General features: G+C 58.0%; 19 protein-coding genes. 9 read left to right on the plus strand and 10 right to left on the minus strand.

The window, feature by feature from the left end:
- Nucleotides 1-38: 38 nt before the first annotated feature.
- The 8 genes from RA27_RS12030 to RA27_RS12065 form a co-directional block, all read right to left on the minus strand.
- Nucleotides 39-1,229, minus strand: coding sequence for an NAD(P)/FAD-dependent oxidoreductase (locus RA27_RS12030; protein ID WP_039539143.1), 1,191 nt, complete (start codon nt 1,227-1,229; stop codon nt 39-41).
- Nucleotides 1,230-1,496: 267 nt separating this feature from the next.
- Nucleotides 1,497-1,643, minus strand: coding sequence for a hypothetical protein (locus RA27_RS24710; RefSeq protein ID WP_241484062.1), 147 nt, complete (start codon nt 1,641-1,643; stop codon nt 1,497-1,499).
- A 1,033-nt stretch (nt 1,644-2,676) separates the two neighbouring features.
- Complete coding sequence (locus tag RA27_RS12040; RefSeq protein ID WP_039539146.1) at nt 2,677-4,389, minus strand: ABC transporter ATP-binding protein; 1,713 nt, start codon at nt 4,387-4,389, stop codon at nt 2,677-2,679.
- Nucleotides 4,390-4,394: 5 nt separating this feature from the next.
- Nucleotides 4,395-5,345, minus strand: coding sequence for an ABC transporter permease (locus tag RA27_RS12045; protein WP_039539148.1), 951 nt, complete (start codon nt 5,343-5,345; stop codon nt 4,395-4,397).
- Nucleotides 5,342-6,319, minus strand: a complete 978-nt coding sequence (locus RA27_RS12050) for an ABC transporter permease (RefSeq protein ID WP_039539149.1) — start codon at nt 6,317-6,319, stop codon at nt 5,342-5,344. Before RA27_RS12050 ends, RA27_RS12045 begins: the two co-directional genes overlap by 4 nt.
- An 88-nt stretch (nt 6,320-6,407) precedes the next feature.
- Nucleotides 6,408-7,973: an ABC transporter substrate-binding protein gene (locus RA27_RS12055; RefSeq protein ID WP_039539151.1), complete on the minus strand. Its 1,566-nt coding sequence runs from the start codon at nt 7,971-7,973 to the stop codon at nt 6,408-6,410.
- Between the two features lie 149 nt (nt 7,974-8,122).
- Nucleotides 8,123-9,703, minus strand: a complete 1,581-nt coding sequence (locus RA27_RS12060; protein ID WP_052265273.1) for an ABC transporter substrate-binding protein — start codon at nt 9,701-9,703, stop codon at nt 8,123-8,125.
- A 131-nt stretch (nt 9,704-9,834) separates the two neighbouring features.
- Entirely contained in the window at nt 9,835-10,464 is a 630-nt protein-coding gene (locus RA27_RS12065) for a response regulator transcription factor (RefSeq protein ID WP_039539153.1), read from the minus strand.
- Nucleotides 10,465-10,684: 220 nt separating this feature from the next.
- Between RA27_RS12065 and RA27_RS12070 the strand changes: the two genes are divergently transcribed.
- From RA27_RS12070 to RA27_RS12085, 4 genes are read left to right on the plus strand one after another with little or no spacing between them, the layout of a single operon-like run.
- Entirely contained in the window at nt 10,685-11,926 is a 1,242-nt protein-coding gene (locus RA27_RS12070) for an aminotransferase class V-fold PLP-dependent enzyme (RefSeq protein WP_039539156.1), read from the plus strand.
- Between the two features lie 16 nt (nt 11,927-11,942).
- Nucleotides 11,943-13,139, plus strand: coding sequence for a malate--CoA ligase subunit beta (locus tag RA27_RS12075; protein WP_039539948.1), 1,197 nt, complete (start codon nt 11,943-11,945; stop codon nt 13,137-13,139).
- Complete coding sequence (gene sucD / locus RA27_RS12080; RefSeq protein ID WP_039539159.1) at nt 13,139-14,029, plus strand: succinate--CoA ligase subunit alpha; 891 nt, start codon at nt 13,139-13,141, stop codon at nt 14,027-14,029. The genes RA27_RS12075 and sucD overlap by 1 nt, the downstream gene beginning before the upstream one ends.
- A complete protein-coding gene (locus RA27_RS12085; RefSeq protein WP_039539162.1) occupies nt 14,029-15,000 on the plus strand; it encodes a D-glycerate dehydrogenase in 972 nt (323 codons plus the stop codon). The genes sucD and RA27_RS12085 overlap by 1 nt, the downstream gene beginning before the upstream one ends.
- Nucleotides 15,001-15,136: 136 nt before the next feature.
- On the opposite strand, the gene RA27_RS12090 is transcribed toward RA27_RS12085, so the two are convergent.
- Complete coding sequence (locus tag RA27_RS12090) at nt 15,137-17,443, minus strand: Tex family protein (protein WP_039539165.1); 2,307 nt, start codon at nt 17,441-17,443, stop codon at nt 15,137-15,139.
- Between the two features lie 168 nt (nt 17,444-17,611).
- Here RA27_RS12090 and RA27_RS12095 point away from each other — a divergent pair, with 168 nt between their 5' ends.
- From RA27_RS12095 to RA27_RS12115, 5 genes are all read left to right on the plus strand, one after another.
- Nucleotides 17,612-19,078 carry a DUF4173 domain-containing protein gene (locus tag RA27_RS12095; protein WP_052265274.1) on the plus strand — a complete coding sequence of 489 codons (1,467 nt, stop codon included), beginning with the start codon at nt 17,612-17,614 and terminating at the stop codon, nt 19,076-19,078.
- Complete coding sequence (locus tag RA27_RS12100) at nt 19,056-19,733, plus strand: response regulator transcription factor (RefSeq protein WP_039539168.1); 678 nt, start codon at nt 19,056-19,058, stop codon at nt 19,731-19,733. Before RA27_RS12095 ends, RA27_RS12100 begins: the two co-directional genes overlap by 23 nt.
- Entirely contained in the window at nt 19,721-20,686 is a 966-nt protein-coding gene (locus RA27_RS12105; RefSeq protein ID WP_039539171.1) for a HAMP domain-containing sensor histidine kinase, read from the plus strand. Before RA27_RS12100 ends, RA27_RS12105 begins: the two co-directional genes overlap by 13 nt.
- A gap of 75 nt (nt 20,687-20,761) precedes the next feature.
- A complete protein-coding gene (locus RA27_RS12110) occupies nt 20,762-21,892 on the plus strand; it encodes a tetratricopeptide repeat protein (RefSeq protein ID WP_082025116.1) in 1,131 nt (376 codons plus the stop codon).
- A 192-nt stretch (nt 21,893-22,084) separates the two neighbouring features.
- Complete coding sequence (locus RA27_RS12115) at nt 22,085-24,298, plus strand: NADP-dependent isocitrate dehydrogenase (protein WP_039539176.1); 2,214 nt, start codon at nt 22,085-22,087, stop codon at nt 24,296-24,298.
- Nucleotides 24,299-24,683: 385 nt separating this feature from the next.
- Here the strand turns inward: RA27_RS12115 and RA27_RS12120 are convergent, their stop codons facing one another.
- Nucleotides 24,684-25,790, minus strand: a complete 1,107-nt coding sequence (locus RA27_RS12120) for a transporter substrate-binding domain-containing protein (protein ID WP_039539179.1) — start codon at nt 25,788-25,790, stop codon at nt 24,684-24,686.

Here is a 25,790-nt window from a genome sequence, read left to right on the forward strand (position 1 = left end):
CCGCAAGAAGGAAACACAGTTTAAGAGGGAAGTATCGCTCAGTCGCCGACGATGATCTCCGAGATGTCATGTACCAGAGATTTCAGAGTATAGAAATGCATGGCCTCATCGCGCAGAGCGGTTTTGGCGACCGAATCCACAAACATGAGCTTGGCAAGTTTACGCGAGTTCTTTTGTGTTTTGTCGACTCGGTGGCGCTGACGTTTTTCAAAAAGGCTCAGCGCATAGGGGAGCAGATGCGGGTCGGCACGTGACAATTCGTCCGACAAAGCGGCCGCACTATCCATCGCCGTCGACGCCCCGATCCCCGCCGTCGGCAGGAATGAGGCGCAGGCGTCCCCGATCAGGACAACGCGCCCTTTGGACCAACTGGATTTGGTGCGAATATCCGTCATCGGCCAGAAAAACGGGGTCTCGTCGATTTCGGCTGCGGCAAGTGCCTTGGCAAAGCAACTGTCGGCGGGAACCTTGCCCTGAATTTCAGTGATAAAGTCGCGCGCGGTGCAGTCTTTGGTGTGTTTGCGGTTCCCTCCAACAAAAATGCCCACCCGTTTAAACGCGGGATAGAGGCCAACCCCCCAGCCATCCGACCAAAGCTCGCTATAAGTGTCTAGCGGCAAATCTGCGCTGTCCGACCAAAGCACATAGCCACCCCAGCCAGTATCAAATGTTTCGATCTCATCATCCTGCCAGAAGGCGCGGCGCGTTGGGGAATGCACGCCCTCTGCACCCACGACCAGATCGACCGTGACCGAAGACGCATCCTCGAACGTCACTTCAACATGATCGTCGGTCTGGTGCATCTCTTTGACACTTGCGTCAAAGACAATATCGGTCAGGCTATCTCGGATGATGTTGAGAAACGCCAGACGAGAGATACCGCGCCAGTCCCCATAGGCGTCCACAATCGGCGCCAGCGGATAAGATCGTGGCTTTTCACCGTGGCGGTTATACAGTTCATAAGTCTTGAGCGGGCTGCTTTCGTTTTCGTACCGCTGGCGCAGCCCAAGCCCGTTGAGAACACGTCCCCCCAGAGGCAGGACGCCCAGCATATAACCACCGGCATCCACGGGGCCCTGTCGTTCAATCAGTGCCGGGCGCTCTCCGCGCTGGCGCATTAATGCGGCAAGTGTGCTGCCGGCGATACCGGCGCCAATGATCAGGGTTCTGACGCGGGCACCGGTCAGCTGGGCTTCGACGCGGTCGGCGATGGATTGGGATTCAGACATTTTTTCTCGCTTTTAGGCATAGCTAGAGGGGCGCCGGAAGCCGGCGACTCAGATGGTGTGTCGGTCGTGTTCTGGGCAGCCTGCGCAGTTAGGGTGAACGTGGAGTGTTGGCGCTTCGAATAGATTTCATTCTTGGACTCGAATATTAGACCGGCGGTCTAATCGTTAGCTTCAACGCTCAACGCAGTCAACTCTCAACCTCAGGTGTTCTTTCAGAATACTGATGGGAGAAATGCTCGAACATCGCGGCAATCAGTCAGAAAAGCACTACTTGTTGCCGTACAAATCCCGCGCATAGGCCGAGAACGTTGGCCCACGTTGACCCGGCGCGCCTTCACATGTGCCGCCAGGGATTATGGCAAGGTTGTACACGCGCTCGACATCGGCCTTGTCCCCAACCCAAAAGCCGATCATCGTTCCGTTTCCACGGGTCGTAGGGTGCCATCACACGGGATCGCTGTCGCAAATGCGAGCCCTTCGCCCAATCAATAGGTGATGCGATCTGAGGGCGAGATAGATTGAGGCCCCGAACCAGCGAAGGCGCAGAATAAAAAGGCGCTCGACGCCTCCATGTCGTTTGTCCCGAGAGTGAAATATTTGATTTTCGAGATATTTTTCCTTTCAGCCACAGACATTTATACAACTCATAGGTGCTGAGCTGGCTGCTTTCGTCTCCGTGCCGGTGGCGCAGCCCGAGCCCGTTCAGGACGCGATCATCCAACGGCAGCACGCCCGGCATGTAACCACGCGCATCTACCCGGCCTTGCCGTTCAATCAGTGGGGACACCGATGATCACGGTTCTGGTGCACGCGCCAGCTAGTTGGGCTTCGACGTGCTCGGCGATACTAGGGGAATAGGATGAGCGCCGCCGGGGTGCGGCGGGATTGGGTGTTTATCAAGAAAGTTGGAGAAGAAGCAGCGGACAAACGAACAGTGGTTATCGGGACGTTCGCGGCTTCTTGGCAATTTTACACAGGATGCGTTCGAATGCTACATCAATTTAGACCGGCGGTTTATTCAGCGGCGACGGAGCTTTATTGCGTCCACTCGCATGGGGCTTTCATGCTGAATGGCGGTGGTTTTCTAGGACGGAACGTATGAGGACGCCTGCGGAAAGCTCATTCAGCTCGTCAAGAGAGGTGTTGGACTGCAGTCGCGGAACTCCATGAAACTGGCTGTCCTTGAACATGTCTCAGCGACGGCGCAGATCCGCAGAGCGGAGTTTCTTCGCCCATTCAAATCATTGTTTATTATTAGCAAATTACATGTCAGCTAAGATAAAGGGCACGTAAAGCCAAAATTTGAGGGGTTCAATTGGCACCTCGTGACCGATACTTCCTATGCTATAATCTTGCCCTTGCCGGACTCTATCCGACCAATCCGACCGACCGCCATGGATTATCGCTCACCGAGTGGCAGGCCACAGCTGAAAGAAGAGGGCGCGTTCTACTCTTCTTCGACCCCAAGACCATCAGTCGACAGGTCGTCAAGTTTTGGCATCAACCGCAGCAACTCTTGCGCGTATTCGGTCTTCGGACGAAGGAACAGATCGCTGGTGTCCTGAGTTTCGACGATCTGGCCCTGTTTCATCACAGCGACCCGGTCACACATCTGACGCACCACCGGCAGGTCGTGGCTGATGAAAAGCATGGTCAGGCCAAGATGTTCCTGCAGGTCCTTCAATATATTCAGAATCTGAGCCTGGATGGACACATCCAACGCACTTGTTGGTTCGTCACAAATCAGGAATCTGGGTTGCGTCGCCAATGCTCTGGCAATCGATATACGCTGACGCTGTCCACCTGAAAACTCGTGCGGGTATTTCAGCCCGGCACCGGAACCCAGCCCCACCTGATCCAGCAGTTCATCCACCCTGCGCCGGATGTCGGAGCCCGCCATCAGGCGGTGATGACGGATGGGTTCGGCCACGATCTCATCGACGCGCATACGCGGATTGAGAGACGAGTATGGGTCTTGAAAAATCATCTGGATATTCTTGCGATACTCGTCCTGAACCGCGCGATTGCCCAGATCACTGACCAGTTGCCCGTCAAAGGTGATGGACCCGCCGTCGACCGGGTAAAGCCCGGCTATCATTCGCGCGACCGTGGACTTACCTGAGCCGGATTCACCAACAACACCAAACACCTCACCGGCGCGGATGTCGAAGCTGACGTCGTCAACCGCAGTAAAGTAGGTCCGATCCCAGGGTAGTAAACCACGCTTTTGTAGAAACTTCTTGGTCAGATTGCGGATCTCAAAGAGCTGTTTGCTGGCATCATTGTTTACCTTGGGCCAGTGGCGCGCCATATCCTCGACGGCAAAGCGGGTTTCGCGCCCTCCATAGCTGATCTGAGGGAATCGGTGCAGCTTGAGTGTCGGCCGTGGCACCGCTGCGATCAGAGACCGGGTGTACTCGTGCTGGGGCTGGCCCATCACCTGCGCAGTCGTGCCGCTTTCGACCACTTTTCCCGCATACATCACCGTCACCCGGTCAGTGGTATCGGCAATCACGCCCATATCGTGGGTGATCAGGATCACGCCAACCTGACGCTCCTGCGCCAGTTCCTTGATCAGGTCCAGTATTTGCGCCTGAACCGAGACATCCAGCGCCGTTGTGGGTTCATCGGCGATGATGACATCCGGCTCGGTGCACAAGGCGAGTGCGATGACCACGCGCTGTCGCATTCCGCCCGAGAACTGGTGCGGGTATTGATCCAGCCGCGTGTCGGGGTCGGGAATGCCGACACGGTCAATCAGGTCGCGGGCGCGCTTGTTGGCTTCGGCCTCGGAGCCGCCCAGATGGGTCTGGATCGTTTCCACCAGTTGCTCGCGCACCGTGAACAGAGGGTTCAGCGAGGTCAGCGGGTCTTGGAAGATCATCGAAATCTTCTTGCCCCGCAGCTCTCGCATCGCCTCGGCATCGATCCCGCTGATCTGATCGCCACCCAGTTTGATCTGTCCGCTGGCGATCCGCCCGGGGCGCTCCAACAGGCCCATGACTGCCGCGCCGATAGTGGATTTACCGGCCCCGGATTCACCTACCAGCCCGTGGATTTCGCCGGGCTCCACGGACAGGCTGGCGTGGTCCACCGCCGTGAACAACTGGCGGCGGGTCGGGAATTCGACGGTGAGGTCTTGAATGGTCAGAAGGCTCATGAAACTCACCGCAATTTGGGGTTCAACGCGTCGCGCAGCCAGTCACCCAGCAGGTTGACCGCGAGGGCGAGGGCCAGCAGCGTGCAGGCGGGGAAGAACAGAATCCACCATTCGCCCGAGAACAGAAAGCCCTGACCGATCCGGATCAGCGTGCCCAGCGACGGCTGGGTTGGCGGCGCACCGACGCCCAGAAAGCTCAGCGTTGCCTCGGCGATGATGGCCAGCGCCAGCGAGATGGTGGCGATCACCAGTACCGGGCTGAGGACGTTCGGCAGGATATGACGGAACATGATCGGGAACGATCCACGCCCGATCAGGCGCGCGGCCTGCACGTATTCTTTGTTTTTCTCAACCAGCGCGGCGCCGCGGACAACACGCGCAAACTGTACCCAGTCCGACAGCGCGATTGCGATAATCAGAACGTAGATTGCCATCTCGTTGCGATATTCCGGGGGGGTGATCCCTTTGGCGATGCCAAAGATCAGCATCGCCACCAGAATGGCGGGGAAAGTCAGCTGAACGTCCGCGATCCGCATAATCAGCGTTTCGACCCAGCCGCCGAAGTAAGCCGCAATCAACCCGAGCACCACGCCGATGATCAGCGCTAGAAGCACGGCAGAGGCCCCGACGAACAGCGAAATACGCAACCCATACAGAATGGTCGAAAACACATCCCGCCCCTGATCGTCGGTGCCCAGCAGGAAGGTCTCTTGCGTGAATGCATTGGGCGTGCCGGGGGGCGTGAACCCGTTCATCAGGTTCAGCGTCGCCGGGTCAAAAGGATTATACGGCGCGATTAGCGGCGCGAAGATCGCTGCCAGAACCAGAATGACCACGATCAGCGATGCGATCACCGCTACAGGAGAATGCCGGAACGACCAGGCAAAATCGCTGTCCCACAACTTTGCCATACGAGTCTTGGGAGCCGCTTTTTGAGTTTCCATCGTATCGCTCATGTGGCCCTCGCGTCGACACGCAGGCGCGGGTCAATAGCATAGTAGAGAAGATCGACAACCAGGTTGATTGTCACGAACATCACGGAGATCAGCATCAGATAGGCCGCCATAACCGGGATATCGACAAACTGGATCGCGTTGATGAACAACAGACCAACGCCGGGCCATTGGAATACCGTCTCGGTGATGATGGCAAAGGCGATAATGGACCCCAGCTGTAGCCCCGTGATGGTGATCACAGGCACCAGAGTATTCTTCAGGGCATGACGGAAGTTGATCACCCGGTCCGACAATCCCCTGGCACGGGCAAATCGGACGTAATCGGCGCGCAGTACCTCCAGCATTTCGGACCGGACCAGACGCATGATCAGCGTCATTTGATAGAGACCCAGTGTAATTGCGGGCAGGATCAGGGCCTTCAAACCGGATGTCGTCAGAAAACCGGTGGACCATTTGCCAATCATAACGGTCTCGCCCCTCCCGAAGCTGGGCAGCAGGTCAAGCTCGACCGAAAAGATGTAGATCAGCAGTATACCTATGAGGAAGGTGGGCAGAGAGACTCCGATAAGGGATACGGTCATGATCACATTTGCCGCCATGCCTTGTCGTCGGATCGCAGTGAAAACGCCCAGGGCGATCCCCATCGTGATCGCGAGAAAGCCGGACACAAAGGCAAGCTCCAGCGTGGCCGGGGCGCGTTCAAGAAGGATCGTCGAAACCGGTCGCCCCTGACGGTATGAAACGCCGAAATTGCCCTGCGCCGCGCCTTTCAGGAACTTGGCGTATTGCAGGACAAAAGGCTGATCCAGCCCAAGCTCGGTCCGCAGACGGTCAATGTCGGCCTGCGTGCGTTCCTGCCCCAGCATGTTGTCGATCGGATCGCCGACAAAGCGAAACATCGAGAAGGCCACCAGCCCCACAACCAAAAGCACGATCACGGACTGGAACATCCTGCGGACGATATATGCGAACATTCGTTTCCCTCGTTGATCGGTCTCTCTAGGCCGCCTTTGACCAGAGGGTCAAGGCGTCGCTATCGGACCGGCGCGGCAAAACTGCCGGTCAATTCACCGTCACCCAGCGCAGCAGGAAGAAGTTATCGGGCCTCTGAGTCAGCTCGACATTACTGCGTGTGCCCCAGACCAGCGGCTGGACATACATGGGCACGTAGACCTGTTCGTCCTGAATGATCTGTGCGACCTCATCCAGCATGGCCTGGCGTTTGGTCTGATCCAGCTCTGACTGGATCGCGGGCAGCAGCTCATCCACACGGGCGTTTGAGAATCCGCCAAAGTTCCAGCTACCCAACTTCTTCTCTTTGTTTGGCGTGGCGACAAGGAAACGCACGGGATGCTCTGCATCGAATGTCCCCGGGCTCCAGCCAAGCAGGTACATGTCGTAGTTGTCCTCGCGAAGTTCCGGCCAGTAGTTGCGCACCGGCATTGCGTCCAATTCAGCGGTGATACCGATCTGGGCCAACATGCCTACAACTGCCTGACAGACGGCCTCGTCATTTAAATAGCGATCGTTGGGGCATTTCAGGCCAAACGAAAACCCGTCCGGGTAGCCGGCCTCGTTCAGCAGCGCTTTGGCAGCCTCGACGTCGAAGGCCGGGCGCTCGGCGTTGGCCTCTGAGTAGCCGCTCATCGCCGGGCTGACAAGTTGCGACGCGGCCTCGGCATTGCCGCGCATGATGGTGGCCAGAATGGCATCCACATTTACGGCCTGCGCCACTGCCTTGCGCACGCGCGGGTCGCGGAACGGGTTCGGCTTGCCCGCATCATCGGTGTATTTCAGAGCCTCAGCCTCGTGGTCAAAGCCCAGCATGATCACACGGGCTTCGATGCCCTGAATGACATCGACTTCCGGGTTTTGCTGCAGCCGGGCCACATCCTGTATCGGCACCGGGTTGATCATATCCACATCGCCCGACAACAATGCTGCAACGGCGGTGGCGGGGTTCTGGATCGGGTTGAATTCAGCGCGGGTGATGTTGTGCTCAACATCTCCCCACCAGCCTTCATACGGTTCCAGAACCGTCTTCAGACCAGGCTCACGCTCGGTCACTTTGAATGCGCCGGTGCCGTTGGCGTTGATGGTGGCGTAATTGCCCGTTTCCTTGTCGGGCACCACGGCATCGTTGGCCTCGGTCCAGCCTTGATCCATGATCATCCAGTTGGCGATTGAGGACGGAAACAGCGGGTTGGGTGCCGTGGTCATGATATCAACGGTGTAATCATCGACCACGATGACCTCGCTGACAGGGGCAAACCAGCTGCGCGTATCCGCTGCCTCGCCCGAGGCGCGCTGGTAGCTGAATAATACGTCCTGCGCGTCAAAGCTGCTGCCATCTTGGAATGTCACGCCTTCGCGCAGATGGAACCGCCATCCCTCACCGTCGCCAATCGGTTCCCAACTGACCGCGAGAGCAGGTTCAACGCTCATGTCCTTGCCGCGGCGAACCAGCCCTTCATAGACATTGTTCAGAAAACCGAGGACCGGGGCCGAATTGACTGCGTGCGGGTCCATTGTCTGTGGGTCGGTGGTCGAGGCCCACTTGAACTCGGCAGCCTGAGCGGTGCCGGCGAGCAACATGGTCAGACCGATGGCATAGGTCCTGAGTGTCATGGCGGAGTCTCCTTGTTAGCGCTGGAACAATCCAGCTTTTCGGCCACCACGTAAAGGAATTCTCGGTTTGCGATCACGTGGCCGTTACGGGCGGAGCAAACAAGATCAGGGCGCGATTTCGCGCCCTGATCGGCATCCACAGGGATGGGTCAGTTCATCTCGAAGTACTTGATCTTCGGCGAGTCTTCGGGCTCGACAATGGTGCCGACGCCCGATTTCATGCCCCAGTTCAACACCTGATGGTGGATCGGGATATAAAGCTGTTCATCCTGAACGACCTGCCAGATATCACCGATCTGCTGATCGCGCGCGGGCAGATCGGTCTCTGATGCCAGCGCGACGATCTTGGCGTCAAGCTCGGGGTTGGAATAGCGCGTGCCGTTCCACGAGCCGTATTTCTCACCCTTGGAATGAACAAGGAAGTTGAAGATATACTCTGAATCATAAGTCGGAACGCCCCAGCCCAGCATGTAGAAATCTGTTTCCAGATTGTTGATCAGCGGGAAATGTTGCGCTTTTGGCTTGGCGTCCAGATTCACTGTGATCCCGATCTGCGCCAGCATACCGACAGCCGCCTGGCAGATCGCCTCATCATTGATGTAGCGGTCGTTCGGGCAGTTCAGGGTCAGTGAGAAACCATCGGGATAGCCCGCCTCGGCCATCAGTGCCTTTGCGCCCTCGATGTCGGTTGAAGACGATGCATCCATATCCGCATCCCAGCCGTTCACGAAGGGCGGCGAAATCATGCCCGCAGGGGCCGACTGGCCACGCATCACAACTTGCTGGATCGCATCGCGGTTGATTGCCTTGGACATGGCCTGACGCACGCGCACATCGGCCAACGGGTTCTTGCCGTCCACATTGTCCGAACTCAGATCGGCATCGCCCATGTTCATGCCAAAGAAGATCACCCGGTTCTGCGGCGCGGTGCGCACGTCGAGACCGTCGGTTCCGGCCACACGCGCAAGGTCCTGCACGGGAACGTCCTGAATGAAATCAACCTCACCCGATAGCAGCGCAGCAACGCGGGTCGCGGCGTTCTGGATCGGGGTATAGATGATCTCGGTCACTTGCAGCGGGAATTCGTCCTTACCCCAATAGTTCTCATTGGCCGCCAGAACCGTTTTCACATCTGGTTCGCGGCTGACCAGCTTGTAGGGGCCGGTGCCGTTGGCGTTCTTGGCCGCGAATGTGTCTTCGCCGCCCTCGTAATCCTGAACCTTGACCGCATTGTTTGCTTCCGCCCAGTCCTTATCCATCATGAACATGTTGGTCAGGTTGTTGGGCATGATCGGGTTCGGGCCATCCGTTTCGATCTCGACCGTGTACTTGTCGGGCGCGCGCACCTCTTTTACCGAGGCCAGCAGTTCCTTGTAATCGGAATCCGGTGTCATGGCGCGGTTCAGCGAGAAGACCACATCTTCGCTGTCAAACTCGGCGCCATCATGGAAGGTGACGCCTTCACGCAATTTGAACACCCAGACATTCGGGTTTTCCTCAGACGGCGCCCATTCAGTCGCCAGAGACGGAACCAGCGCGCCGGAATGATCACGCATGACCAGCGTCTCCATAATCTGGTGCGCCATGGCCGACGTCGGGCCTTCGTTCTGTGCGTGCGGGTCCAGCGTCAGTGCGTCACCGGCACGCGCCCATCGCAGCGTCTCAGCAGAGGCACCCGCCGCGATCATCGCTGTAGCACTGGCGGCAAGCATCAAAGTTTTGAATGACATAAGTCGTCTCCCCATTTTTGTTGTGACCGCATTTCCACGCGGTTGACCGGATTTCTCGGTCATCATGGGTCAGCATCATCCAGATCATTTTCCGAGTTGCAACACCCGAATGTTAGCGCCCTATCATCCTGTCAGCCCTGCTGAGCCTTCGACGAATAGTAATATGCGATGGCTTGTGCCCGGTTTTTAACCGAGAGTTTCTCGTAGATATTCGAGAGGTGGAATTTCACGGTGTTGGTAGAAATCTGCAACTCCTTGGACAATTCCCGGTTGGACATTCCCTTGGCCAGCGCCTCAAGGATCGCCAGTTCTTTGCGCGACAGGGTCTGCAGCGGGCTTTGCTGCACCGTGCGTACATCGATGAACGGGAAAACCATCTTGCCCTTGGCGACGTCGACGCAAGTTTCCAGCAGACCTTCAACCTCGCCCGAACGAGGGGCAAACCCAGCCGCGCCCGCCTGCATGGCCAGCCGCGGGACGTCACCTGCCTCGTCGCCATATACCACAAAACGCGGTGCGTTATCCTGCTCACGCAGCACTTCGATCAGCTTGGCTGCACCCAGTGCGGGCAATTCCCACGACACGACGCAGACCTTTACGGGTACACGCATGACCGCGCCAAGGAACCCTTCGGCGGTTGCGGACGTCGCCACCAGCGAGAATCGCTTATCTCTTTCGAAGATTTCGGACATTGCTGACAAGACAAGTGGGTTATTGTTCGCGAGCATGATGTCGATCGGAGAGGATGTTATGTCGGACATTGATTTTCCACCTGATTTATCTTCGAGCTACCCTGATGGGTAGGGATCATTCCAGTATACATCAGTATATTTGCCAGAATGGGTAGTTTTTAACCTATCCAAATAGTTATGCCATAGCAGTAGTAAGTTACGTTGCATCCTGACGCAAGGATCGGTTTTTCTTTTCGGTAACGCGACTGGTGGGGCGCATTAGGGACCCCATCGCCGAGGAGGATCGCACATGACTTTTCAAATCTATCCCACGCTCGAAATCCCCGAGACGTTGGCTGCAGGTCCCGGGCCGGGGAATACCGACGCCCGCGTTCTGCAGGCCTTTTCCAGCGCTGGTGTCGCCGACCACATGCAGGGCGATGTTCTGCGCGGCATGATCGAGTGCAAACATATGCTGCGCGAAATCTGGGGCACCGATAACACCTACACCTTCGCGGTCGCCGGGACAGGTTGGAGTGGGCTGGATACGATGTTCTCGGCGGTCATGCCGGGTGACAAGGTCGTGGCGTTCGCTAATGGCACCTTCTCGGGCATCGACGCGCTGACTCTGCGGATCAAAGCTGCCACGCCGGAAGAGCACACGGCAAACCCGATGGACCCGCAAGCCGCAAGCGTCACCGTGATCGAGGTGCCCCACGGCCAGCCCGTCACCGGCGAGATGGTCGAAGAGGTTCTGGCCGTCCACAAACCGAAATGGGCCTTCATGGCACATTGGGAAACCGGTTCGGGCCGGGTAAATGACCTACGCGGCTTCTCGGATGCCTGTGAACGCCATGGCGCCATTGGCCTGATCGACGCGGTGTCGTCACTGGGTGTCGCCGATTTCCGTATCGACGATTTTCCCGGTATCGCGGGTTGGGCCTCGTGCCCGCAAAAAGGCTTGTGTTGCCTGCCGCTGACCTATGCGCCGGTCAGCTTCTCGGCCGCTTATATCGACGCGTTGAAGACAACCGGGGCTTACAGCTACGTTCACAATCCCATTTTCGAAGCACGTCATTGGGGTATTGTTGACGGGCAAGATGTTGAAAAAGGCACCTACCACCGAACCCATTCCGGCTATGCCGTCGCAGCCTTCCATGAGGCGCTGCGCCTCACTTTGCAGGAAGGGTTGGCCAAACGCGCGCATTCCTACAGAACGCATGAGGCGGTTCTGCGCGACGCGGTCACCGCGATGGGGTGTGAGGTCACATCGGATATGCCGAGCCTCGTCGTGCTGAACCTGCCCCCCGAGTTGGCGGGTCGCGAAATGGAGCTGGTGCAGAACTGCCGCGCACGGGGGTTTGGCATCTGGCCAACGCTCAGCGCACCTGTGCAGGTCCGGATTGGCATCCTGAACCAACTGAACCATCGGTCGATCAGTCGCATCGTACACTTGTTTGCCGAGGCGGTCTGCGAGATGGGTGGCTCGGTGGACTTTGAAGCCATCGAAGCGTTGCTGGAAAGCCGCTACGGCACATCTATCGCTGCATAAACGGGAGGAAATGCAGATGGATATCCACGAATATCAGGCGAAAGAGCTTCTTTCGAATTTTGGCGTGGCAACCCCTTCCGGGGCCTTGGCCTACAGCCCGGAACAAGCGGCCTATCGGGCGCGCGAATTGGGCGGCGACAAATGGATCGTGAAGGCTCAGGTTCACGCCGGTGGCCGCGGCAAGGCCGGTGGTGTCAAGCTGTGCAACAGCGAGAACGAAATCCATGAAGCCTGTGATGAGATGTTCGGACGCAAGCTGGTAACGCATCAGACTGGTCCCGAGGGCAAGGGCATCTATCGTGTCTATGTAGAATCCGCCGTGCCCATTGATCGCGAAATCTATCTGGGCTTTGTCCTTGATCGGTCCAGTCAGCGGGTGATGATCGTGGCGTCTTCCGAAGGCGGGATGGAGATCGAGGATATCTCGGCTGAGCGGCCTGACAGCATCGTTCGCTCCATCGTGGAACCCGCTGTGGGGCTGCAGGAGTTTCAGGCGCGCGAGATTGCCTTCAATCTGGGGATGGAGCCACGTCTGGTGCAACAGATGGTGCGCACGCTGCAGGGGTGTTACGCCGCTTTTAGCGAGTTGGATGCCACCATGGTCGAGATCAACCCGCTGGTCATTACCGGTGATGAACGGGTTCTGGCGCTGGACGCCAAGATGAGCTTTGACGACAACGCCTTGTTCCGTCATCCGCAGATCGCCGAGCTGCGCGACAAAAGCCAGGAAGACCCGCGCGAAAGCCGGGCCGCCGACCGGGGCCTGTCTTATGTCGGCCTAGAGGGTAATATCGGCTGCATCGTAAACGGGGCCGGTCTTGCCATGGCCACGATGGATACGATCAAGCTCGCCGGCGGTGAGCCTGCGAACTTTCTGGATATCGGCGGTGGCGCTTCGCCCGAACGTGTGGCCAAGGCGTTCCGTCTGGTTCTGTCGGACGACAATGTTCAAGCGGTGCTGGTCAACATCTTTGCCGGGATCAATCGCTGCGACTGGGTCGCCGAGGGCGTCGTTCAGGCGTTGCGCGAGTTAGAGATAGACCTGCCTGTGATCGTGCGTCTGGCTGGCACCAATGTCGAGGAAGGTCAGAAAATTCTCGCCAAATCGGGCCTGCCGATCATCCGTGCAACAACCCTGATGGAAGCCGCCGAGCGCGCCGTCGGCGCATGGCGTAATGACTTGTCCCAAAACACCAAGATGAGGGCCGTGTAATGAGCATTCTTCTGGATCGCGACACCCGCGTTATCGTTCAGGGCATCACCGGACGCATGGCGCGTCTGCACACCAAGGATATGGTTGAATATGGCACCAATGTCGTTGGCGGCGTCGTTCCCGGCAAGGGTGGTGAGACCGTCGAAGGTGTGCCGGTCTTCGACACTGTCAAACAGGCGGTCGAGGCCACCGGTGCCGAAGCCAGTCTCGTCTTCGTGCCGCCCCCCTTCGCCGCGGATTCGATCATGGAGGCCGCCGATGCAGGTATCCGCTATTGCGTCTGCATCACCGACGGTATCCCGGCGCAGGACATGATCCGCGTCAAACGCTATATGTACCGCTATCCCAAGGACAAGCGCATGGTACTGACCGGCCCGAACTGCGCAGGAACCATCAGCCCCGGCAAGGCGCTGCTGGGGATCATGCCGGGGCATATCTACCTGCCCGGCAATGTCGGCATCATCGGTCGCTCTGGCACCTTAGGTTATGAGGCCGCCGCACAGCTGAAAGAGCGCGGTATCGGCGTCTCGACCAGCGTTGGAATCGGTGGCGATCCGATCAACGGGTCATCGTTCCGCGATATCCTCGAGCGGTTCGAACAGGACAAGGAGACCGAGGTCATCGCCATGATTGGAGAGATCGGAGGTCCGCAGGAGGCTGAGGCGGCGGAGTACATCCGCGATCATATCTCCAAGCCGGTCATTGCTTATGTTGCCGGTCTGACCGCGCCAAAGGGACGGACCATGGGTCATGCCGGTGCGATCATTTCGGCCTTCGGGGAGAGCGCGTCGGAAAAGGTGGAAATTCTTTCGGCGGCTGGCGTTACGGTTGCAGAAAACCCTGCGGTGATCGGCGAAACCATCGCCCGTGTCATGGGAAAGGCTGCGTGATGGTCAAGCCGTCGGTCCTCGTTACCCGTCGCTGGCCTGCCGCCGTCGAGGCACAACTGGCCGAAGACTATGACACCGTGCTGAACACCGGGGACAAACCCATGTCCCCGGCTGAAATCCGCGAGGCGCTGAAGCGTTATGATGCGGTGCTGCCCACGGTCACAGACACACTCAGTGCCGAGGCGCTGGATGTGCCTGCGGCCCAGACCAAGATCCTGGCCAATTACGGTGTCGGCTACAGCCATATCTGCGAACCCTCGGCCCGTGATCTGGGTATGACCGTGACCAATACGCCCGACGTTCTGTCCGAATGCACCGCCGATCTGGCCATGACGCTGCTGCTGATGGTCGCCCGTCGCGCCGGTGAGGGTGAACGCGAGTTGCGGTCCGGTGGCTGGTCCGGTTGGCGGCCCACGCATCTGGTGGGCACCAAGGTCAGCGGCAAGACGCTGGGCATCGTTGGTTTTGGTCGTATCGGGCAGGAAATGGCCCGGCGCGCCCACCATGGTTTTGGAATGAAAATTCTGGTGCAGAACCGCAGCACCGTCTCGCCCGAGATTCTGAAACAGTGCAACGCTGTTCAGGTCGATACCATCGACGCACTGTTGCCACACTGCGATTTCGTCTCGTTGCACTGCCCTGGGGGTCCTGCAAACCGGCACCTGATCAACGGCCGCCGCCTGGACCTGATGAAGCCCGGTGCGTTTTTGATCAACACGGCGCGCGGTGAAGTGATCGATGAGTTTGCCCTGATTCAGGCCCTCATGTTCGACACGATCGGCGGCGCCGCACTTGATGTGTTTGACGGCGAACCCCGGATCAGCACGGACCTTTTGCAATGCGACAATCTGGTGATGTTGCCTCACCTCGGGAGCGCAACAAGAGAGGCGCGCGAAGCCATGGGGTTCCGCGTATTGGACAACCTAAACGACTTTTTCAACGGGCGCACCCCGCGGGACCAAGTCATCTGAGGAAAGCGTAGGTCCGAGACCGCCAGCCATTCGTTGGGTGACATAATCATTGTTCACAAGGTTTGCAGTAAGAATTGCAAGTCGTGTGGCGGCCCATCTTGTCGAAGCACTTCGTGTATGCGGCAGGCTGCACTGCCTATTGTTTGTTGAACGCATCCCGTAGTGCATCACCAAATGCGCTGTTCTGAGTGCTCTGGTCCGTGCGCCCGCGCCGTTGTTCCTTTGGCTTGGCTGGACGTTCCGGTTTGCCCTTGCCACGAAAGGTTTTGTCCTCACGGGCTGAAGCGCCGCCATCCTTGCGCATGGTCAGCCCGATGCGCTTGCGAGGGATGTCAACCTCGACAACTCTTACTTTGACCACCTGACCGGTCTTGACCACCTCATGCGGGTCTTTCACGAAGCGGTCGGCCAACTGGCTGACATGAACCAAACCGTCCTGATGCACGCCGATATCTACAAATGCACCGAAGGCCGCGACATTGGTAACGGTTCCCTCCAGAACCATGCCGGGTGTCAGATCCGAGATCTCTTCTACGCCGTCGGTAAACGAGGCTGTTTTGAAACTTGGGCGCGGGTCCCGGCCCGGCTTTTCCAGTTCGGCGAAGATATCCTGCACCGTGGGCAAGCCAAATGTGTCATTTACAAACTGCTCTGCGCGCAGACCTTTCAGTGCACCGTCATGCCCCATGATGTGCCGGATATCGCGCCCACATGCTGCCACTACCCGGCGGGCGACATCGTAAGCCTCGGGGTGAACCGAGGAGGCGTCCAGCGGCTCTGAGCCGTCACGAATACGCAGGAAACCTGCGCACTGCTCAAAGGCGCGCGGACCGAGGCGGGCCACCTTCAGCAGATCTCTGCGTGACCCAAAGGCTCCGTTGATGTCGCGGTGGGTGACAATAGCCTCGGCCAGCCCGGGCCCCAGACCCGAAACGTGAGAGAGCAGGGGGGCCGAAGCGGTATTCAGGTCCACACCCACGGCGTTCACCACATCTTCGATCACCGATTCCAGCGATTGCGACAGGCGGTGTTGATCCACGTCATGCTGGTACTGGCCAACGCCGATGCTTTTGGGCTCGATCTTGACCAACTCGGCGAGCGGGTCCTGCAGTCGTCGGGCAATCGACACAGCGCCGCGCAGCGAGACATCGAGATCAGGAAACTCGCGCGCGGCAAGCTCGGACGCGGAATAGACCGAGGCCCCGGCCTCGGACACAACCACCTTGGTCGGTGCTTTGACCGTCTTGGGCAGCAGAGAGAGCGTATCGGTCACCAGCCGCTCAGTTTCGCGGCTGGCGGTGCCGTTGCCAATGGCGATCAATTCGATCTTGTGCGAGGCGATAAGATTCAGGATCGCCGCCTGCGCGCCGCGCAGATCATTTTTGGGCTGGAAGGGATAGAGCGTCTCGGTCGCAACCACCTTGCCCGTCGCATCCACCACCGCAGCTTTGACGCCCGTGCGAATGCCAGGGTCCAGACCCAGTGTCGCGCGTGCGCCCGCCGGAGCCGCAAACAACAGGTCTTTGAGGTTGCGCGAAAACACCTGTATCGCCTCTTCCTGCGCACGGCTGCGCAGGTCGGCCATCAGTTCGACCATCATCGACAGCGACAACTTGACCCGCCATGTCCAGCCCGCGACCTTGCGCAGCCAATTGTCGCCGGGGGTGTCGCTACGGGTATTCAGATGTGCCGCCACCATTGCTTCGGCCCGCGCCGCGCCCGCTTCGGGATCTGGCGCGATATCGAGCGTAACGATCCCTTCCTTTGACGCGCGCAACATCGCCAGCGCCCGATGAGATGGAGCTTTGGACCACAGCTCAGAATGATCAAAGTAATCGCTGAACTTGGCGCCTTCCTGTTCCTTGCCCTCGACAACCTTCGCGCTCAGCAGCGCCTCGCGTTGCATGAAACCGCGCAGCTCCCCCAGCAGCGCGGCATTCTCGGTCAACCGTTCAGTGATGATGTCACGCGCGCCATTCAGTGCCTCTTTGACGGCTGGAATGGCCTCGTTCAGATAACCCTCGGCCAGTGCTTCCGGCTCCGACAGCCGGTCAGACAAAATGGCATCGGCCAACGGTTCCAATCCATTCTCGCGGGCGATCATCGCCTTGGTCCGGCGTTTTGGCTTGTAAGGCAGATAGATGTCTTCCAACTGCGCCTTGGTGTCGGCCTGGACAATCGATTTCACCAGATCGTCCGTCAGCTTTCCCTGATCTTTGATCGAGGTCAGAATCACCTCGCGTCGGGCCTCAAGCTCGCGCAGATAGGTCAGACGGTCGGACAGGGTACGCAATTGGGTGTCATCCAGCCCACCGGTCACTTCCTTGCGATAGCGGGCAACAAAGGGCACGGTCGCACCTTCATCCAACAACCTGACTGCTGCGCCGACCTGCTCGGGTCGCGCGTTGATCTCGGTGGCGATGGTGCGGGCGATACGGTCCAAAGGGGCCTCCTGACTAGCGGTTGGAAGATCGTCTTAGCCATCGGCACGCGCGAGGGAAAGAGGCGCGGGCCCGCGAATTTCGTCTCTGCACAAAAACTGCACGACTGCTGCGCGGCGGTCTGCACTCGCGCGGGCCAGACAGGACCCGCAAAAACAAGGAGCAGCAGTATGGGACAGTTCATTGTGCGGGGTGTGCCAGCCTCGGTTTTACAGGACAGTTGGTGGCTGGACACACCGGACAGAGATCAAAACAGAGCGGACGGCACAACAGGGCCGGGCAAGCATCACGCCGCTCTTGGCCTGGCCTTGCTGATCGCGCTGGCGGATATTCTGTTTCTTGATCATGCCCCCGGCGTCTCACTGGCGGTTTTCACGCTCGCGATTGCCGGGGTTGTGTGGGTATTGCTGGGTCGTAGTGCGGGCCTTACGGGTCCTGCGATACTTGCGATACTGAGCGTTCTGCCGGTGGTGGAATATGTTCAGCCCCTGTCGGTGGCCTTCCTTCTTGGTGGGTCATCCGCTGCGTTGTGTTGGGCTGTATCGGGGCAACGGGAAGGTGCCCTGATGCGCCGGTTCCTGTTGCTGTTTCCGGTGTTGGCAATCCGGGACGGGATCGAGGCCGCACGACATGGTCAATCCGTATCCTGGTCTGAGGGGGCCGCTCTGCGCGTTCTTCGGAACTGGAGTTTCCCGGTTGGAGGCGCATTGATACTGGCCGCTCTGATGGTTTCGGCCAACCCGGTCTTGTCCGAGTGGAGTGATCGGTTCTGGCATATTGATCTCAGGCTCGATCGGGCGTTGTTATGGCTTGGTACAGCGATCATGATCTGGCCCTTTCTTGCCGTCGCCGTACAACCGGAGCTGGTCGCCCCCCGATTTGGACCCGGACGGCAACACAAGCTACCGGCTTTCGGGATAAATGCCCAATCTGTTGCCAACGCTCTGATCGTCTTCAACCTTCTGCTGGCGGTGCAAACTGCCATGGATATTGTCTTTCTCTGGGGAAATGCCGAGTTGCCCGAAGGCATGAGCTATGCCGAATACGCCCATCGAGGGGCCTATCCCCTGCTCGCCACGGCATTGCTTGCCGGTGCGTTTGCGCTGGTCGCGCGCCCCTATCTGGGCGAAAGGCAGGGACTGACACGGTGGATGATGCTGTGGCTGGCGCAGAACGTATTACTGGTGATTGCATCGCTGATGCGACTATCGCTTTACGTTGAAACTTATGGTCTGACTTACCTGCGCGTCCGTGCCGCAATCTGGATGGTGCTGGTTGCGGTGGGGTTGTGCCTGACGGGGTGGCAGATCCTGCAGGGTAAATCGAACCGGTGGCTGCTGCTGCGATCTGCAACTCTGGGGATTGGTGTGCTCTATGCCTGCTGTTTCGTAAACTTTTCGGCTCTGATCGCCCGTTGGAATTTGGAGCACCCGGAACGGTTCGATGTTTATTACGCCTGTCAACTAAACCGGATGGCAGCGGCCGAGTTGAGCCGGGATAAAAAACTGAATACTTGCGCAACACCTCCGGTCATCGACAATTGGAGGAATTGGGGCTTTCGCGCAGATCGGGTGATCCGTAATCTGGCCGCTGAACCTATGCGGGAGAAGGCCGATGAAAATCCTCGTCGTGGATGATGATCCGCGCCTGCGAGAGCTGGTCTCGATCACGTTGGAGCGCGCGGGCTACAAAACGATCACCGCCCGCGATGGTCAGATGGCGCTGACCCATGCGATCCGGGAAACTCCTGATCTCATCGTGCTGGATGTCGGCCTGCCCGAGCTGGACGGTCTCGAAGTCTGCCGCCGCCTCCGGGCACGCTCGGACGTTCCGATCCTGTTTCTGACCGCGCGCGACGATGAGATTGACCGGATTCTGGGCCTTGAGATGGGAGCAGATGACTACGTCACCAAACCCTTCAGCCCACGAGAACTGGTGGCACGCATCAAAGCCATCCTTAAACGCAGCGCGGCCGGCAGCGCCGCTGCAGTCCTGCGGTATGGACCGGTTGAGTTGGATATATCGGGTCATTCCGCACGGGTGGATGGGGCAACGCTTGCACTGACCGCAACCGAGTTGTCAATTTTGCATCGCCTGATGCAGACACCCGAGGCGATCGTCTCGCGCCCGCAACTGATCGACGCTATTTACGGCGCAGGCAGCGCCGTCGCCGACCGAACGCTGGACAGCCACTTGCGAAACCTGAGGCGCAAACTGGGCGATCAGGGCTGGATCGGTGCCATCGAAACCGTGCACGGGATCGGATTGCGAATGGGGGCATGGGCAGGTTGAGACGCAAGTGGCGCCCCTCGCTGGGTTTTGTTCTTGGCGGTGGGCTGGCGGGAACGCTTGCCCTGTCGTTGCTGGGCTTGATCGCGCTGCGTTATCTTGGACCCGAGATTGGGTTTCGAAATGCTGCGGGCCTGCTGGCGATCATGATCGGGTGCGCAACCGGCCTGCTTGGGTACCTTCTGGTTCGGCTGTTGCTTCGTCCGATATCGGCGTTGGCAGCATATTCCGGCGCCATAGAGCAAGGACAACATGCCAACCCACCCGAACACTATGGAACGCAAGAGCTGTCGCGCCTCGCGGGTTCGGTGCTGGGTATGGCTGATACCCTGCAACGGCGCGAGGCTTCGATCCGCGTCTTTGCAGATCATGTGACGCATGAGTTGAAAACACCGGTCACAGCGATCCGTGCCGCAGGGGAATTGCTTGCGGAAGCTGACGACTTCTCGGATCAGGATCGCGCCTTGCTGCAACAAATACTGGGCGCGAGCGGCCAGATGCAACAACAGCTCAGCGCTCTCAACGACGTTGCGGCGGCACGGGTGCTGGAACATCACGGGGCGACGACGCTAGACGATCTTGCTGATGAGATGCGCGCATCGTTCCCCAAACTGACTCTCAACATTGATGGGGCCGATCAGAACCTGCCCCTTGCGGCCTCTGGCCTGAGAGTCGTTCTGCAGCAGCTTCTGGATAATGCGGGCCGCCACGGGGCAGGGCGGGTAAGCCTGTCGGCGAAACCGGGGCAATTGGTTGTGCAGGACGATGGGTCTGGCATATCCGATGGCAACCGGGGTCGAATTTTCGATCCGTTCTTCACCACGGCCCGCGAGCAGGGAGGTACCGGTATGGGCCTGACCATCGCCGCCAACCTTTTGGGCGCTCATGGCGGGCAGATTTCGCTGAAACCTTCCGAAACCGGAACACGGTTTGATATTGTATTTCCAAAGGGTTGAGCAGCGTCTTTAACTTGTAGAACACTACGAGAAACACTACCTTTAGATGAGTTTGCCCAACTCACAGGAGTGTAGATGAAGGTTCGCATAGCCGCTTTGCTGACAATATGTGCTGCCGCGTTAATTTGGTTCATCGAACCACTCAAATCCAGGGATATTGAGAGTGTTTGTATCAACAAAACTGGCAGTTTAGCAGACGTGGTTGCCTCATGCACCGCCATGCTCGAGGATGGCGATCAACCTGCGGAACATGTTTATCTGTATTATACACGGCGCGCAGAGGCTCATTTTTGCTTGGGTGAGTACAGCCGTGCGATTGACGACGCCGACAAGGCTTCGGAGTATGCCCCTTTCAACGTTCGGACATTGGTCTGGCGCGCGTATGCAGCAAACGCATTAGATGATCGCGCGACGTCTGATGGGGATTTTGAGCGCGCGTTGCAGATTGGCAACCGGGATGCGTATGTCCTTTACAACAGGGCTAAGCTGCATGGCCAACGTGGTGAGACCGAGGCAGCAATGATTGACTACGAAGCCGCACTGCAGCTTGCACCAGATCATCAGGACGCAATGAAGGGTCTGATAAATCTGCATCTTGGTGAAGGCGATCACGATGAAGTTCAAAGGTTGTTGGATCAGTCGCGCCTGACATGGCCCAAGAATGAGTGGGTTTACACCAATCAAATAATCCATGACCTTCAATTTTCGGGTGATATGGAACGCGCGCTGACCGCAGCTGAAACCTATGAGAAGTTGTTTCCCGACTCGGCAGATGGTGCGTTCTATCTGGCCCTCGTGAACTTTCGACTTGGCCGGGATGACCGAGGGATTGCATATGTCGAAAGGTACCTTGATCTTTCGGACAAAGAAGAAACGACATTTCTTGGCTACGCCAAAGGGATATACAATAGAGCTCTTAGCTGGATTGTTTTGAGACAAGACTCAAGATGGGTGCAGCGCGTTCTCTTCTATGCGGGTATCGGGAAAACTGATCTCGCCAAAAATGAGATCAACGTTTTTTTGGACAGTACAGGCGCAAATGGAAGGAAAATTCTCATTGGTTTGATCGAAAAGGAAGGGATCACGATCACGCAAGAGGCGCGCAGAGGTTTGCCAGAGCATCTGGAAAGAGCGATAGAATCTTATGTTCTGCATAAACAGGAGGAAATTGGATTAAGCCACTATGTCTCGCCGGCGACACCGTAAGCACAGCACCCCCGTGTCAATTTGCGCCGCTCAATACGATTGATCCCAAGCCAATCCTCATTTAAGGGAGGCCCTGTCAAATCAGAGTCACCCGTGGGGCCATCGTGTCCCCTTACGGCTCGGTGCCGAAATCACAGCGGCACATACTCTTGGATCGCACGCCCCTGAAAGGCTTAAAAAAGGTAAGGGAATATGGCAGAAAAATCGAACTTCGACATATTGTATACCATTGTAGACGAAGCGCCTGAACTGGCGAGCGCCTCGTTCCTGCCCATCATTCGCAAGTTTGCGTCAGCCGCTGGCGTCAGTGTCGGAACCAAGGATATTTCGCTGGCCGGACGTATCATTGCGACCTTCCCCGAGAACCTGACGGACGAACAGCGCATCACCGATGATCTGGCCGCGTTGGGTGAGCTTGTGAAGACACCGGATGCAAATGTCATCAAACTGCCCAACATCTCAGCCTCGGTGCCGCAATTGTTGGCAGCTATCGAAGAGCTGCAATCGCAAGGCTATGATATTCCCAACTACCCCGAAGAGCCTTCGACCGACGAAGAAAAGGCGATCCGGGCGCGTTATGACGCCATCAAGGGCTCGGCCGTGAACCCGGTTCTGCGCGAGGGTAACAGTGATCGTCGCGCCGCTCGGGCCGTGAAGAACTATGCACAGAAGAACCCGCATTCGATGGGTGAGTGGAGCGCCGACAGCAAAACCAAAGTGTCATCAATGTCGGGCAAAGACTTCTACGCCAACGAGAAATCGGCGACGATCACCGCTTCTCAGGCCGGCGATGCCAAGATCGAATTTGTCGGGAAAGATGGCAGTGTCACCGTTCTGAAAGACGGTTGGGCACTGGAAGAAGGCACTGTCGCGGACGCGACTTTCATGTCGGTCAAAGCTTTGTCGTCCTTCCTGGCGAGCGCAATTGAAGACACCAAAAAAGACGGCACCATGTTCTCGCTGCACCTGAAGGCCACGATGATGAAGGTCAGTGACCCGATTATCTTTGGCTATGCGGTCAGAGCCTGGCTGGCCCCGGTTTTTGAGAAATTCGGGGCGGAACTGGATGCACTGGGTGTGAACCCTAATTCGGGTCTGGGCGATCTGCTCGATCGGGTTCAGGGCAATGCAGACATCATGGCGGCAATTGATGTAATCAAAGGCGACCGCCCTTCAATGTACATGGTGGATTCGGATCGCGGTATAACCAACCTGCACGTCCCGTCGGATGTGATCATCGACGCCTCGATGCCTGCAGTGATCCGCGCGGGTGGCAAGGGTTGGGATGAAACAGGCGCTAAAGGCGACGCCAACTGTGTCATCCCCGACCGTAGCTATGCAACTGTTTATGATGAGGCGATCAACTTCTTCAAAGCCAATGGCGCATTGAACCCGGCAACCGCCGGTGCCGTTGAGAATGTTGGTCTGATGGCTCAGAAGGCCGAGGAATACGGCTCGCACCCGACCACGTTCCAGGCGCCGGCAGATGGCACAATTCGCATCGTATTGGCCAACGGCGACGTGCTGCATTCACATGAGGTCGAGGCAGGTGATATCTGGCGTGCTTGCACAGTCAAAAAGGCTCCTATTGAGAACTGGATTCAATTGGCAATGGACCGTCAGCGCCTGACCGGTTCTGAAGCCATCTTCTGGCTGGATGCAAACCGCGCCCATGACGCCGAACTGATCAAATATGTCAAACCGGCGCTTGAGGCTGCGGGTGTGGCCGACAAGTTCATGATCATGGCGCCCCGCGAAGCGACCCGCCAATCGCTGGAGACCATCACGGCAGGCAAAAACAGCATCGCCATCACCGGCAACGTATTGCGGGATTATCTGACCGACCTATTCCCGATTCTCGAATTGGGCACTTCGGCCAAGATGCTTTCGATCGTCAAACTGATGAATGGCGGCGGGCTGTTTGAGACCGGCGCGGGCGGTTCGGCCCCGAAACACGTGCAGCAACTGGTTGAAGAGAACCACTTGCGTTGGGATTCGATGGGTGAGTTCTGTGCGCTGGGTGAGTCGCTGAACTTCCTGGCCGACAGTAAGGGCAATGCCAAAGCCGGCGTGCTTGGATCTGCCGCCGAGGCTGCGACGCAGGGCATCCTGGACAACAACAAGTCGCCCAGCCGCAAGGTTGGCCAGCCGGATAACCGCGATAGCCACTACTGGTTCGCACGCTACTGGGCCGAGGCATTGGCCGCGCAATCTGACGATGCCGATCTTGCTGCGGAGTTTGCACCACTCGCAAAAGAATTGGCGGACAAGGAAGAGCAGATACTGTCGGAACTGGCGGCAGCCCAGGGCACCCCAGCCGATCTGGGTGGCTATTACCACGCTGACCCGGCCAAAGCGGCGGCAGTGATGCGCCCCAGTGCCACGCTGAACGCGATTATCGGATAGGCAGCGGGCCCGGCAACGCGCCTGAAAAAGGAAACCGGCCTTCGCGGGCCGGTTTTTTTGTGCTGTGAACAAGAAAAGGGCCGACCCCCATAGCCAGCCCCTTTCTGAGTGAGTGGTGGGGCTTTCGCCTCACCGGTGTAGTTAAGTCAACTCTACGCTTATTGCGCATCCTGAATATTGGGGGATTCCCGTAGTCGAGCGGTTTTTTAGCACTGGGGGTGATTTTGTGGCTATATGTATGCGCTATAGGCGTCGATACATGGCCTTGTCTAAACGTCCAACCACATTCTCCGGCTCAGTAGTTTTGGGATTGAAAGCCCCAGCCGATCAAAAAAAGGGCCGATCCTGAGACCGGCCCCAAAGAATGGTCATATCGACCGAGGGATTAGTTGGATGCTGCGTTCAGCTTTTCATTTTGTTCACGCAGCGTGTCCGAGATAATCGCGTACCATTCACCCGATTCACGCATTTCGATCAAACCCTTGTTGATCATCGCGATGTATTCGCGCGCGAACGGGTTGGTGCGGTGTGCAAGGAAGCTCATCGACGACAGAGTCGAGACATATGGGTTCTCAACGATGTCGGCCGAGGTCAAACCCATATCTTTCATCGTCGATGCGAACAGATCAACTTCGAATGCGGCCACATCTGCTGTGCCGGTCAGCACCGCGTCAAGGCATTCGCGGGCCGAGTTCGGCTGGACTACGGTTGTGTTGTTGTGGTTCAGACCTTGCTCTTCCAGAACCACCATGCTCCAGCCTGCCATACGGCAAATCGTCGAACCTTCGAGGTCCGAGAAATCCGTCGCGTTGGCATATTCGCTTTCGGGCAGGGTGAAGAAACCGCCGACGATATCATAAACCGGAACCGAAGCGACAAATTGCGTGCAGCGGGCTTCGGTGGCCTCAGACCACTCGTACGAGCGGTTGGTACAATCGGGCACGGTCCAGGCGATCGAGACATCAAATGCGCCAAGGGGCAGAAGCGTGTCCAGATGCGAGCTCCAGTCGTCCACAAAGCTGACCGAGAAGTCGCGGTTGTTACCAGCCCGCTGCAGGCTGGTGGTTGCCAGACGGGTCATGATACCGCCACCGTTCAGCGACTCGGTGGTGAACGGCTCCCATCCGTTACCTGCGACCAGTTTAATCGGCGGTGCATAAACATTCGAGCGCTTGACGCTTGCCGCACGCTTTTCTTCCGCTGCGATCAGTTCCTGCGCGCTTTGACCGTTTGGCAGGCTGCCATCCTCACAGGGCAGGGCCAGCACCAGACCGGCGGCAAGCGAGCCGGGGTTGGTGATCGCGTTCCGGTTGGCGTTGAAGATCGGCTGGTAGTTCGAGGTGCCGTATGCCGCGATGGCGATGGTCGCCAGCGTATCGCCATCCTGAACGGTATAGTTGGTGCAGGCCTCTTGCGCCGCGGCGGCGCTTGCGCTCAGGGCGGTGATGGCTGACGCCGACAGTACTGCCTTCTTCAGTTTCTTGTTAATCAT

The organism is Ruegeria sp. ANG-R, from assembly GCF_000813985.1.
Lineage (GTDB): Bacteria > Pseudomonadota > Alphaproteobacteria > Rhodobacterales > Rhodobacteraceae > Ruegeria.